Source organism: Streptomyces javensis (assembly GCF_039525925.1).
Lineage (GTDB): Bacteria > Actinomycetota > Actinomycetes > Streptomycetales > Streptomycetaceae > Streptomyces > Streptomyces asiaticus.
The window spans coordinates 1-13331 of the sequence record NZ_BAAAIF010000012.1; the positions used below are offsets into that span (position 1 = coordinate 1).

The following is a 13331-nucleotide window of genomic DNA, read 5'->3' on the forward strand; positions in this document are numbered from 1 at the left end:
GCCCCGGCGGGTTCGGTGGCCGCGGCGGTGGCCGCGGCGGGTTCGGCCGCCGGGCCCTCGGCCCGCGCCACCGCCCCCGGGGTGGCCGGGGCCAGCGGGCTGCTGCGGATCTCCAGCGGACGCGCGGTCACCCCCCGCGCCCCGTACACCAGATCCGGCCGTACGGCCACGACGGCACCGACCGTCAGCGCGGTGATCGCCGCCTCGCCGATGCCGATCAGCACATGCACACCGACCATCGCCGCGAAGACCTTGCCGATCGCCACATCGGCCGTGCCGCCGAGCGCGTAGATCGCCGTGAAGGCCACCGCCGCGGCCGGTACGGAGATCAGCGCGGCCACGAAGGACGCGACGGTGACCGTACGGCGGCGATGCGGGGCCAGCTTCACGATCGCGCGGAAGAGTGCGTACGCCACGACCGTGGTGACCAGGGCCATGTCGGTGATGTTGACGCCGAGCGCGGTGAGCCCGCCGTCCGCGAACAGCACGCCCTGCATCAGCAGCACCACGGAGACGCACAACACCCCCGTGTACGGCCCCACGAGTATCGCGGCCAGCGCCCCGCCCAGCAGATGGCCGCTGGTGCCGGCGGCCACGGGGAAGTTCAGCATCTGCACCGCGAAGATGAACGCCGCGACCAGCCCGGCCAGCGGTGCGGTCCGCTCGTCGAGCTCCCGTCGGGCACCGCGCAAACTGACCGCGACGGCCCCGGCCGCGACCACACCGGTCGCCACCGACACCGGTGCGTCGATGAATCCGTCGGGCACATGCATGGCGGGACTCCGCTCCTGAGCTGCAACTATCGGCCCGATGGTAGCCCGTACCTGCAAGTCGTTCGCAAGAGCGCCGACGTCGCGGGATCGCGCGGGCCCGCGGAAAACGCCGAACGGCGGCCTTCCGGGTTCGGAAGGCCGCCGTCGGGCCGAGGCATGACACCAGGTGTTCAGCCGCGGATCAGACGCGGATCAGACGCGGGGCCAGACGCGGGTCAGACGCGGGTCAGCTCGGCGTCGGAGTCCCTGTCGCGCCGCTGGTCCGCGGAGGGCTGCTCGAGCTGCTTGCGCAGGCCCTCGCCCTCCACATCCACGTTGGGCAGCGCCCGGTCCAGCCAGCGCGGCAGCCACCAGGCCGCCTTGCCGAGCAGTGCGAGCACCGCCGGGACGATGGCCATACGGACCACGAAGGCGTCGAAGAGAACGGCGGTGGCGAGGCCGAAGCCGATCATCTTGATCATCGACTCGGACGAGCCGATGAATCCCGCGAAGACGCTGATCATGATGACCGCGGCCGCGGTGACCACCCGGGCGCCGTGCCGGAAGCCGGTGACGACGGCCTGGCCGGGGCGCTCGCCGTGGACGTACGCCTCCCGCATCCGGGTCACCAGGAAGACCTCGTAGTCCATGGCCAGACCGAACACCACACCGATCATGAAGATCGGCATCATGCTCATGATCGGGCCGGTCTCCTCGACTCCGAACAGATCCGCCAGCCAGCCCCACTGGAACACCGCGACCACCGCGCCGAGCGCCGCGACGACGGAGAGCAGGAAGCCGAGCGCCGCCTTGAGCGGGACCAGGACGGACCGGAAGACCACCATCAGCAGCAGGAAGGCCAGTCCGACGACGAGCACCAGATAGGGCACCAGCGCGTCGTTGAGCTTCTGCGAGATGTCGATGTTCATCGCGGTCTGGCCGGTCACCAGCACCTCAGCGCCGGTGTCGGACTTGAACCCGCTCGCCTTGTCCCGGATGTCGCCGACCAGGTTCTCGGTGTCGATGCTGCTCGGCTTGTACTTGGGGACGACGGTGAGCGTCGCGGTGTCACCGGCCTTGTTGAACGCGGCCGGGCTGACCCCCGCCACCCCGTCCAGACCGGTGATGGTCTTACGGACCTGCTGGGCCGCGCCCTTGGCGTCATCGCTGCCCTTGGCGTCGACGACCACCATCAGCGGACCGTTGTAGCCGGGGCCGAAGCCCTCGGAGATCGCGTCGTACGCCTGGCGCTTCTGGCTGCTGACCGGCTGCGAGCCGTCGTCCGGCAGGCCGAGTTCCAGGCTGGTGGCGGGCACGGCGGCCGCGCCGAGGCCGAGCACGGCCACCAGGAGCACCATCAGCGGGCGGCGCAGCACGAAGCGGGCCCAGCGGGTGCCCATGTTGGGCTTCTCCTCGGGGGCGCCCCCGCCGCTCGCGGCGGCCGCCGCGGCACGCTCCTCCATCCGCCGGCGCGCCTTGCGCCCGAACACCCGCTTGCCCGCGAAGCCCAGCACCGCCGGAATGAGACTGATCGCGATGAGGACGGCGATGACGACCGTACCGGCCGCGGCGAAGCCCATCTTGGTGAGCATCGGGATGTTGACGACGGCGAGGCCGACGAGCGCGATGACGACCGTGAGGCCGGCGAAGACGACCGCGGAGCCCGCGGTGCCCACGGCCCGTCCGGCGGCTTCCTCCCGCTCCCGTCCCTCGGCCAGCTCGGCTCGGTAGCGGGAGACGATGAACAGCGCGTAGTCGATGCCGACCGCGAGGCCGATCATCATCGCCAGTGTGGAGGTGGTGGTGGACAGCCCCAGGGTGGTGGCGAGCGCGGTGATCGACGAGATGCCGATGCCGACGCCGATGAGCGCGGTCAGCAGTGGCAGTCCGGCGGCCACCAGCGAGCCGAAGGTGATGGCGAGGACGACCGCGGAGATCGCGATGCCGATGATCTCGGTGGAGCCGGTCTCCGGCATCTCCTGGAGCGCGTCACCACCGATCTGCACCGTCAGCCCCGACTTCTGGGCCTTCTCCCCCACCTCCTTCAGACCGTCCTTGGCGGGGTCCTTCAGCTCCATGGCGTTGACCTTGTAGCTGGTCAGGATGTACGCCGTGGTGCCGTCCTTGCTGACGGCCCGCGCCTGGTAGGGGTCGGCGACCGAGGCGACCTGCGGCGAACTGGCCTTGAGCTCGGCGACGGTCTTGGTGACCACCGCCTTGTTGGCCGGGTCGGTCATCTTCTCGCCGCTCGGGGCGCGGAAGACCACACGGGCGGTGGCGCCGTCCGCGTTGCCCCCGGGGAACCGCTGTTCCAGCAGGTCGAATGCCTTCTGGGCCTCGGTGCCGGGGATGGAGAAGCTGTCGTTGGCGGGCTGGGAGGCGGTGGCGGCGCCGACGCCCGCGACCGCGAGCAGCGCCACCCATATCAGCGCGACGAAGCCGCGTCGCCGGAAGGCGAACCGGCCGAGTTTATAGAGGAAGGTGGCCACGAGAAGGGGTGCTCCCGTCGGTTGGCTGGCAGGGCAGGGATGGGTGACCGAACCGGCGACGAGAGCGGCGCGCCGGCCGGGGTCCTATGTGGTTGTGCGGGGAGATCGGGGGGAGTGAGGAGGCGAGAGGAAGGGCTATGCGGCGCCGAGCGCGGGGAGGATCACGGCGTCGATGTACTCCAGGAGATACGTCTGGTCCGGCTGCTTGCCCTCGACGAGCGGTCGGGTGATGAACGCGCCGCACATCATGTGCACGACGTAGTTCAAGGCGGGCCGGTCCGGGGCGACTTCGCCGCGGTCGACGGCGCGCCTCAGCAGCGCGTGGAGCGCGTCGATCTCGGGGAAGATCAACAACTCTCGCAGGGCCTGGTGAAGGTCCGGGTTGTCATGGCTTGCGTGGGCGAGTCCCCTCATCAGCGCGGCGTCCCGCTCATGGGCGGTCTCCGAACACCGTGCGATCTCCCGCAGGTCCCCGCGGAGCGATCCGGTGTCGACGCCTTCGAGCAGAACGGGCTTGGTGTGCCGCAGCGCGGTCGCGACCAGTTGCGGCTTGCCTTTCCACTGGCGGTAGAGCGTGGCCTTGCTGGAGCGGGTACGGGCCGCGACGGCGTCCATCGTCAGACCGTCGTACCCGACCTCACCCAGCAGCTCGACCACCGCCTCGTACAGCTCCCGCTCACGCTCGGGGGAGAGTCTGCTGCGGCGCACCCGGGCGGTGTCGCGGTCCTCCGTCGGCTGATCCGTGGTCCGCATGGGGCGTCGCCTCCCTCCGGCCTTCCAAACTTCCGAACGAAACGGTTTCGTACTCCTCCAGCATAAGCCCGGTCGTATCGAAACTACGCCGTTTCGCTCGTGGTGTCGGTCACACAACCGAGTTGCTCCGAATGGCGTAGCTCGAAAACATGGGTGGGGTGGAGCCTTACGCATGCGACGACGACCAGGCGTACCTGCGATTTCCGCATCTGCACGGCGACTTGCTGTGCTTCGCGGCCGAGGACGATCTGTGGGTCGCCCCACTGACCGCCTCGGGTGAGCCACCCGGGCGGGCGTGGCGGCTGACCGCGGACCGGACCCGTGTCGGACCTCCCCGCTTCTCCCCCGACGGCTCCCAGATCGCGTTCACCACCTGGCGCAGCCTCGACCCGGAGATCTATCTCGTCCCCTCGGCCGGCGGTCCGGCCCGCCGGCTGACCTACTGGGGCAGCACGGACGCCACGGTGTGTGGCTGGACCCCGCCGGACCAGGACGGCGCCTCCCAGATCCTCGCGGTCTCCTCCCATGAGCAGCCGTTCTCCCACTTCTCCTGGGCCTACAACCTGCCCACCGACGGCAGCCCCGGCGGGCGGCTGCCCTGGGGACCGGTGGCCGACATCGCGGTGGCCGACCTCGACGGCGAGCGCCGCACCCTGCTGCTCACCGGCAAGCCACCGCACGAGCCCGCCACCTGGAAGCGCTACCGGGGCGGGGCGATGGGCCGGCTGTGGCTGCACGGCACCCGGCTCGCGGAGAAGCTGAACGGCCATCTGGACGCGGCGATGTTCGTCGACGGCCGGATCGCCTTCCTCTCCGACCACGAGGGCATCGGCAATCTCTACTCCTGTCTGCCCGACGGCACCGAGCTGCGCCGCCACACCGACCACGCCGACTTCTACGCCCGGCACGCCTCGACCGACGGCTCCCGCGTCGTCTACCAGTGCGCGGGCGAGCTGTGGCTGGTGGACGACCTGAGCCCGGACGGCGAACCGCGCAGGCTGGACGTACGGCTCGGCGGGGCGCGCACCGGGCGACGGCCCTACCAGGTGCCCGCCGCCTCGCACATCGACTCGCTGTCGGTGGACACCACCGGCCGAGCCAGCGCGGTGTGCGTCCGCGGCAGCCTGTACTGGCTCACCCACCGCGACGGACCCGCCCGCACCCTCGCGGACACCCCGGGCGTCCGGGTGCGGCTTCCCGTGATGCTGGGCTCGACCGGCCGGGTCGCGTACCTCACCGACGCGGAGGGCGAGGACGCCATCGAGATAGCGCATCTGCCCCGGGCCACCGGCCCCGCCGAGCCGCGCCGGCTGGCCGCCGGTCGGCTGGGCCGGGTGCACGAACTGGAGCCCTCGCCGGACGGCGAACTGCTCGCGGTCGCCGCGGGCGACGGGCGGCTGCTGCTGGTGGACACCTCCCCCGACGGCGACGGCGAGGTCACCGAGCTGATCCGGTCGGACAACGGGCCGGTGGGCGACCTGGCCTTCGCCCCCGACTCGGCCTGGCTCGCCTGGTCCCACCCCGGGATAGGGCGCACCCTGCGCTCGATCAAGATCGCGCGGCTGGCCGACCGGTCCGTGGTGGACGTGACCAACGGGCGGTTCGAGGACGAGGAGCCGGTCTTCACCAGCGACGGCCGCTATCTCGCCTTCCTCTCCTGGCGCGGTTTCGACCCGGTCTACGACGTGCACACCGGCGACCTCTCCTTCCCGCTGGGCTGCCGCCCCTATCTCGTACCGCTGTCCTCCGCCACCCCCTCGCCCTTCGCGCTGTCCCCCGAGGGGCGCCCGGCGGCGGGCGGTCTCGACCCGGACGTCAGCGGGGGCGAGGGCGACGGCGACGGCACGGTGACGGTCGAGGTCGAGGGGCTGGCCAGCCGGGTGACGGCCTTCCCCGTCTCCGCGTCCAAGTACTCCTCGCTGCGCCCGGTCAGCGGCGGCGGGCTGGTGTGGCTGCGCTGGCCGATCTCCGGCGTGCTCGGCGAGACGTTCGCCACCCCGGGCGAGACCTCGAGCCGCCCCACCCTGGAACACTTCGACCTGGCGAAGGCCAAGCGCACCGAACTCACCGGTGAGCTGGACTGGTTCGTGGTCAGCGGCGACGGCACCCGGCTGGTGGCCTACGACGACGGCGATCTGCGCGCGATGCCCGCCACCGAGTCCGGCGACAGCGACTCCACCGTCCACCTCGACATGCGGCGGATCCAGCACACCGCCGATCCGGCGGCCGAGTGGCGGCAGGCGTACGACGAGGCCGGGCGCATCACCCGCCACTACTACTGGGACCCGGGGATGTGCGGTGTCGACTGGGACGGGGTGCTCGACCAGTACCGTCCGCTGGTCGAACGGGTCGCCTCGCCCGACGAGTTCGCCGATCTGCTCCGCGAGACCCTGGGCGAACTGGGCACCTCGCACGCCTATGTCAGCGCCGCCCGGCGCAACGAAGGGCCGTCCCACTACCAGCGCCCCATCGGGCTGCTCGGCGCCAACCTCACCCGCGCCAAGGACGGGCGGTGGGCGGTGGCCCGCATCCTGCCCGGTGAGTCCTCCGACTCCCGGGCGCGGTCGCCGCTGGCCGGTCTGGGCATCCGGGACGGCGCCGTGCTCACTCATGTCGACGGGCGGGCGGTGGACCCGGTGGCCGGTCCGTATCCGCTGCTGACAGCCGCGGGCGGCACGACGGTGGAGCTGACCTTCGAGTCGCCGGACGGCGAGGGGCCGCCGCGCCGGGTCGCGGTCTCCCCGCTGATCGACGACCGGCCGCTGCGCTACCAGGACTGGGTCGCCCAGCGCCGTTCCGTGGTGCGGGAGTTGAGCGACGGGCGGTGCGGCTATCTCCACATCCCCGACATGGGCGGCTCCGGCTGGGCGCAGTTCAACCGCGATCTGCGCCGCGAGATGTCGCTGCCCGCGCTGATCGTGGACGTCCGGGGCAACGCGGGGGGCAACATCAGCGAGCTGGTGGTGGAGAAGCTCACCCGCAAGGTCATGGGCTGGGACCTGACCCGTAACGCCCAGCCCGTGTCGTACTCCAGCAACGCGCCGCGCGGGCCGATCGTCGCCGTCGCCGACGAGGCGACCTCCTCCGACGGCGACATGATCACCGCGGCCTTCAAGATCCAGGGCATCGGGCCGGTGGTGGGGCTGCGCACCTGGGGCGGGGTGGTCGGGATGACCGGGCGGCACCGCCTCGGCGACGGCACGTCGATCACGGTGCCGATGAACGCCGCGTGGTTCGACGCCTACCGCTGGGGTGTGGAGAACCACGGTGTGGAGCCGGACATCGAGGCGCCGCGCTCCCCCGTGGACTGGGCGGAGGGCCGCCATCCGCAACTCGGGGTCGCCGTCCGTACGGCGCTCGATCTGCTGGAGCGGCATCCGGCCGCGACCCCGCCGGACTACGCGGACGTCCCCGACCTGCGCCGCCCCCAACTGCCCCCGCGCAACGGGAACTGAGGGTGTGGGCGCAGGGGTGTATCCCCATGGTCGAGCATGGGGATACACCCCTCCCGCCCTATGTGCCGCCCTCGGTGTGTCACATCTCTTCGAAGGGCTCCTGGTCCATCATCTCGTCGCCCATGCCCGGCTGACGGCGCTCACGGCCCATCCGCTGGGACTGCCCCTGGGCCTCCGGCCGGTCCTGCCGGCCACGGCGCTGCTCCTGCCCGGGCTCCCGGCGGGAGCGCTCCTCCATGCGCTCACCGGACTGCATGCGCTCGGCCGACTGCGTGCGCTCACCGGACGGCGACTGCTGACCGCGCCGCGGCTCCTGGCTCCGCCCGCCCTGCTGCTTCCGCTTGGCCTGCTGAGCCTTCTCGTTCGACTGGTCCTTGGGGCCCATGTGTCACTCCTCATCGGGTGAATGGCGTCGGGCCCGACAAGAGTTACATGCGCCGACTTTCTCCGCATTCCGGACCGGAGGGGCCGAAGAAAGCGCAGGTCAGGGCGGTTGACGGAGCGTTACTGGTGACGCTCCGTGCCCACGGTACCCGTCGTGCGCGCCTTCTCGTCCGCCGCGCCGCCCTCGCCCACCAGACCGCCCCGCTCCTTCCGGGTCGCCGCCAGCCGCGGCTCGGCGCGGCGCATCTCGCGCCGCCCCACGGCATGGATGAACGCCGGGAGATAGCCGCGCATCGACTGCATACCGCGCAGCCACCACTGCGCGTACACATGCGCCGACCGGCGCTCGATGCCCGCCACCAGCCGCTCCACCGCCGGGCCCAGCGGATAGGTGCGGCCCGCGGGCCAGGGCAGCCGCTGCCGCAGCTCGCGCATCACCTCGTCCCGGTCGGCGCCGCGCACCATATCGGTGTCCGTCCAGCTCAGATAACCCACGCCGACCCGGACCCCACGGTGGCCCACCTCGGCCCGCAGACTATGCGCGAACGCCTCCACCCCGGACTTGGACGCGCAGTACGCCGTCATCATGGGCGCGGGCGCGATCGCGGCGAGCGAGGCGATCTGGAGCAGATAGCCACGGCTCGCCATCAGCGCGGGCAGGAAGGCGCGGGCCGTGGTGGCGCTGCCCAGCAGATTGACCTCGATCACCCGCCGCCAGGCCGTCTCATCGGTGTCGAGGAACGGACCAGCCTGGGCCACACCCGCGTTGGCACAGACGATGTCCACCGCGCCGAACCGCTCCACGACCTCCGCCGCCACCCGCGCCATCGCCTCGGCGTCGGTGACATCTGCGTGCCAGTAGGCGGAGTCGGTGGGCAGCCGCCCCGAGACCCGCTTCAGCTCCTCGGGCTCCAAACCCACCAGGGCGACCCTCACGCCGCGTGCGGAGAGCTTGCGGGCGAGCAGCTCGCCGACGCCCCGCGCCGCGCCCGTCACCACCGCGACCTGGCCCTCGAGGCCCCTGCGCGCACTCATGCCGTCTGCTCCTTCGCTTCCTTCGGTTCCACTGCCGCTTCCACTGCTGTTGCCGCCGCTGTTGCCACCGCCGTGTGCCCGGCTTCCGTCGCTGTTGTGGGGTGGGATTCCTGAGAGGGATCGGTTTCCCGGGACGTCCCGTATTCCTGGACCAGGCCGCGGATCACGCCGGTGACCGCCTCGGGATCCTCCAGCGGGGTCATATGGCCGAGCCCCGGGAGCTCGGTCAGACCGGTGCAGTGCGGCAGCGCGGCGGCGAGGGCGTGGGCGTGCTCGGTCGGGGTGAGCCGGTCGGCGGTGCCGACGATGACGGCCGTGGGCATGGTCAGTTGACCGACCCGCGCGTCCAGTTCGAGGGCGGCCAGGACCCGGCCCCATCCGGCGCGTACGACGCGGGGGCAGGTGTGCAGGATCCGCGCGGCCACCTCCACCGTGGCCGGGTCGGTGCCGGGGCCCATCGTGACGTACCGCACCAGCCGCTTGGAGACTGACGTGACCGGGCCCAGCGGGGCGCGTGAGCCGAGCAGCAGACGGTGCACCCGCGCCCGCGCCCGCGGGGAGCGCAGCGACACCACCCGAGACCGCTCCATCAGCCGTGAGACACCGGTGCTGCACAGCACCGCGGCGGCCGCTCGCTCGCGCAGCACGGGACGGTCGGCGGCGGCGATCAGCGTCATCGCACCCATGGAATGGCCCGCCAGCACGGCCCGCCGACCGGGCGGAATGACCGCTTCCAGCACCGCCGCCAGATCGTCGGCCAGGGCCTCGGTGCTGTAGCCGCCGGGCCCCGGGGCCGGGCTGCGGCCATGGCCGCGCTGGTCATAGAGGATCACCCGGTGGTCGGCCGAGAGGGCGCGCACCACCGGCGCCCAGAAGGCCGTGGAGCAGACCCAGCCGTGCGCGAGCACGACGGCCGGGGCGCCCTCGGGGCCGTGCAGCTCCGTGTGGATCCGGCTCCCATCGGCCGAGACGACCGTCAGCTCGCGCTCCGGCACGGGCGGGACGTACGACCCCGAGGGCAGCGAAGGAGCCCGCCTCACCGCGATCCCCTCCCCGCACCGGCCGTGGACACCGTGGCCTTGACCGGCCCGGTGCGCGGCCGCACCACCGTGTACTCGCCGAGGTCCACGCGCCGGGTGACCCTCCGCAGCTCGGACGTCGTCCCGGGCCACAGGGTGGTGTTGCGGCCGTTGTCGAGGTACCAGCTGTCACAACCTCCGGTGTTCCACACCGTGCGTGCCATCCTTTCCTGGATCATGTCGGTGTAGGCGCGCACCGCCGACGGCCGGGCGTCCAGCGCGACCTTGCCGCCGAGGGTGTCCAACTGGCGCAGATAGTCGGCCATATAGGCCAGCTGCGACTCGATGACGAGGATCATCGAGCTGTTCCCGAGGCCGGTGTTGGGCCCGATGATGGTCAGGAAGTTGGGGAAGCCCGCCGGGCTGGTGCCGCGCAGGGCCTCCATCCCGCCCTTCCACTCCTCCGCGAGCGTCGTCCCGCGCGCCCCGGTCACCCGCTGGGCTATGGGGATGTCGGTCACATGGAAGCCGGTGCCGAAGATGATCACGTCGGCCTCGGTCTCGGTGCCGTCGGCACCGACCAGAGTGGAACCGCGCACCTCCTTCAGCCCCGTCGGAACCACGTCCACATGCGGCTGGGCGAGCGCCGGGTAGTAGTCGTTGGAGAGCAGGATGCGCTTGCAGCCGATGCGGTAGTCGGGGGTCAGCACCGCCCGCAGCCCCGGGTCCTTGATGGCCCGTCGCATATGGGCGCCGGCCAGCCGCTCCACGAACCGCATCTCGCCCGGCCGCTTGGTGAAGGCCCCGACCTGGAGCTCCCGGATGCCCCACAGCACCCCGCGGCGCAGCGACCGGGTGGCCGGGATCTTCGAGTGCAGCCATCGCTCGAGGCCGCTGATCCGGCGGTCCATCCGCGGCAGCACCCAGGGCGGGGTGCGCTGGAAGAGGGTGAGCCGACCGACCTCGCGCTGGATTGCGGGGACGATCTGGATGGCCGAGGCGCCGGTGCCGATCATCGCCACCCGCTTGCCGCGCAGATCGGTGGTGTGGTCCCAGCGCGCGGAGTGGAAGACGGCGCCGGGAAAGCCGTCGAGCCCCGGGATGTCCGGGATCCGGGGGTCGGCGAGCGGACCGGTGGCGCTCACCACGACATCGGCGGTCAGCGAGCCCCGTGCCGTCTCCACCTCCCAGTGCACCGCCTCGGTGTCCCAGCGCAGGGACCGCACCTCGGCGCCGAAGCGCAGATGCGGCCGTAGCCCGAAGGTGTCGGCGACCCGCTCCAGATAGGCGCGGATATGGGGCTGACCGGAGAAGTTCCGGGGCCAGTCGGGGTTGGGCGCGAAGGAGAAGGAGTACAGATGCGAGGGGACATCGCAGGCACAGCCCGGATAGGTGTTGTCCCGCCAGGCGCCGCCGACCGCGTCCGCGCGCTCCAGCACCACGAAGTCCGTGACGCCCGCGCGGCGCAGCCGCACCGCCGCCCCCAGCCCGCCGAATCCGGCCCCGATCACCGCCACCCGTACATGCTCATGCGTCAGCCCAGCCATGCCGCCGCCTTCCACGAACGCGAATACGACCGTGCCAGCAATCACTGGCACGATGGGAGCGTAGGACAGGGATCTACCAAGCGGTAGGGGCTGTGGATAACGAAGTTACCGGCGGTCGCACCCGACCGGCGGCGGCAGTCGCACCCGACCGGCCGCGGCATAGGCTTCCCCCGTGGCGACGAGCGAAGCGGACGAGGTACGCGAGTACCGCATGGCGGAACTGGCCGAGAAGGCCGGGATCACCGTGCGCACCCTGCGCTTCTACCGGGAGCGCAAGCTGCTCCCACCGCCGCGCCGCGAGGGCCGGATCGCCTGGTACAACGACCACCATCTGGCCCGGCTGCGGACCATCGCGGCGCTACTGGAACGCGGCCACACCCTCGGCGGGATCGCCGAGTTGCTCGCCGCCTTCGAAAGCGGCCGCCGGGACGTCGGCGAGCTGCTCGGACTGCCCGGCGCCGCCGCCTCCTGGCCTGCGGAGACCCCGGTCCGGCTCAGGCCCGAGGCGCTCGCGGACTACTTCCAGGGCGAGGTCACCCCGGAGAACCTCAGCACCTCCCTCGACCTCGGCTATCTGGCCGTCGACGGCGACGAGATCGTCCACCTCAGCCGCCGCCTGCTCGACGTCTCACACACCCTGGTCGAACAGGGCGTCCCGCTGGCCGCCGTGCTCGGCGCGGCACGCGAGGTGCGTGAGCATGTGGAAGCGATCGCCGAGACCTTCGTCACACTGCTGCGTACCCATGTGCTGGCGGACGCCGTGGCGCGCGGCGAGGACGTCGGCGAGACCGTGGAGCGGCTGCGGCCGCTGGCCACGAGCGTGGTGGACGCCGAGCTGACGATGGCCATGAACCGCCGGATGCGGGCGGAACTGGGCGAGGCGCCGCCCAGGGGCCACTCCGGCGATCAGTGAGCCCGCGTGGGCCGCTGAACCCGCGGGACCGATGAATCCGCGGGCCGCTGAACCCGCGGGACCGGTGAACGGAGGCCGACCAACCCACGGAGGCCGACCAACCCACGGAGGCCGACCAACCCATAGGACCGCCGCCCCGGGAGCCTCAGTGAGCCGGGCCGTAGGCCACCGTCACCGGGGCGTGGTCGCTCCACCGCTGGTCGTAGGCGGCCGCCCGCTCCACGACCGCCTTGACCGCGCGCCCGGCGAGCCCCGGGGTGGCGATCTGGTAGTCGATGCGCCAGCCCGCGTCGTTGTCGAAGGCCCGGCCGCGGTAGGACCACCACGAGTAGGGACCCGCGACGTCCGGGTGCAGGGCGCGCACCACGTCCACGTACGCCGCCTCCTCGAAGACCCCGCTCAGCCAGGCGCGCTCCTCCGGCAGGAAGCCGGACTTCTTCTGGTTGGCCTTCCAGTTCTTGAGGTCGGCCTCCTGGTGGGCGATGTTCCAGTCGCCGCACACCAGCGCCTCGCGCCCGCCGGCCGCCGCCCGCTCGCGCAGCTCCTTCAGATACGGAAGGAACTCCGCCATGAAGCGCTCCTTCTCGTCCTGGCGGTCCGTGCCGACCTCGCCCGAGGGCAGGTACAGGCTGCCGACGGTCACGCCGGGCAGATCGACCTCCACATAGCGGCCACTGCCGTCGAACTCGGACGACCCGAAGCCGACCCGGACGCCCTCCAGCTCCCGCCGGGCGTACACCGACACCCCGGCCCGGCCCTTGGCCGCCGCCGGGGCGTGCACCACATGCCAGCCGTCGGGTTCGCGGACCGCCTCGGGCAGTTCCTTGGGCTCGGCGCGCACCTCCTGGAGGCACACCACATCGGCCGCGGTACCGTCCAGCCAGGAGATGAAGCCCTTCTTGGCGGCGGCGCGCAGCCCATTCACATTCACGGTCGTCACGGTGAGCACGCCCGGCACGATACGCGACAAAATCAACGGCCCCT

Annotated in this window: 10 protein-coding genes; 2 read left to right on the top strand and 8 right to left on the bottom strand. The window is 71.8% G+C overall.

The features are described 5' to 3' along the window. From ABD329_RS13530 to ABD329_RS13540, 3 genes are all read right to left on the bottom strand, one after another. A partial coding sequence (locus ABD329_RS13530; RefSeq protein ID WP_344316386.1) for an energy-coupling factor ABC transporter permease occupies positions 1-773 on the bottom strand: 773 nt, incomplete at its 3' end. Positions 774-988: 215 nt separating this feature from the next. Beyond that, complete coding sequence (locus ABD329_RS13535) at positions 989-3241, bottom strand: MMPL family transporter (protein WP_198277546.1); 2253 nt, start codon at positions 3239-3241, stop codon at positions 989-991. 135 nt (positions 3242-3376) lie between these two features. After that, a complete protein-coding gene (locus ABD329_RS13540) occupies positions 3377-3994 on the bottom strand; it encodes a TetR/AcrR family transcriptional regulator (protein ID WP_214664930.1) in 618 nt (205 codons plus the stop codon). 158 nt (positions 3995-4152) lie between these two features. Here ABD329_RS13540 and ABD329_RS13545 point away from each other — a divergent pair, with 158 nt between their 5' ends. After that, positions 4153-7449, top strand: coding sequence for a S41 family peptidase (locus ABD329_RS13545; protein WP_309142738.1), 3297 nt, complete (start codon positions 4153-4155; stop codon positions 7447-7449). 79 nt (positions 7450-7528) lie between these two features. On the opposite strand, the gene ABD329_RS13550 is transcribed toward ABD329_RS13545, so the two are convergent. The 4 genes from ABD329_RS13550 to ABD329_RS13565 all read right to left on the bottom strand — a co-directional run bounded on the left by ABD329_RS13550 (position 7529) and on the right by ABD329_RS13565 (position 11434). After that, positions 7529-7834: a hypothetical protein gene (locus tag ABD329_RS13550; RefSeq protein WP_198277544.1), complete on the bottom strand. Its 306-nt coding sequence runs from the start codon at positions 7832-7834 to the stop codon at positions 7529-7531. A gap of 119 nt (positions 7835-7953) precedes the next feature. Beyond that, the gene (locus ABD329_RS13555) at positions 7954-8868 is read right to left on the bottom strand and encodes an SDR family oxidoreductase (RefSeq protein ID WP_198277543.1); all 915 of its coding nucleotides are present in this window, start codon (positions 8866-8868) and stop codon (positions 7954-7956) included. Further along, positions 8865-9908 (bottom strand): alpha/beta fold hydrolase, encoded by a 1044-nt coding sequence (locus tag ABD329_RS13560; RefSeq protein ID WP_198277542.1) that lies wholly within the window; start codon positions 9906-9908, stop codon positions 8865-8867. The genes ABD329_RS13555 and ABD329_RS13560 overlap by 4 nt, the downstream gene beginning before the upstream one ends. Next, a complete protein-coding gene (locus ABD329_RS13565) occupies positions 9905-11434 on the bottom strand; it encodes a flavin-containing monooxygenase (protein WP_198277550.1) in 1530 nt (509 codons plus the stop codon). The genes ABD329_RS13560 and ABD329_RS13565 overlap by 4 nt, the downstream gene beginning before the upstream one ends. A gap of 172 nt (positions 11435-11606) precedes the next feature. Between ABD329_RS13565 and ABD329_RS13570 the strand changes: the two genes are divergently transcribed. Next, on the top strand, positions 11607-12347 hold the full coding sequence (locus ABD329_RS13570; protein WP_198277541.1) for a MerR family transcriptional regulator: 741 nt from the start codon (positions 11607-11609) through the stop codon (positions 12345-12347). A 145-nt stretch (positions 12348-12492) separates the two neighbouring features. Here ABD329_RS13570 and ABD329_RS13575 read toward each other — a convergent pair whose 3' ends face one another. Beyond that, positions 12493-13296, bottom strand: a complete 804-nt coding sequence (locus ABD329_RS13575) for an exodeoxyribonuclease III (RefSeq protein ID WP_198277540.1) — start codon at positions 13294-13296, stop codon at positions 12493-12495. Positions 13297-13331 lie beyond the last annotated feature (35 nt).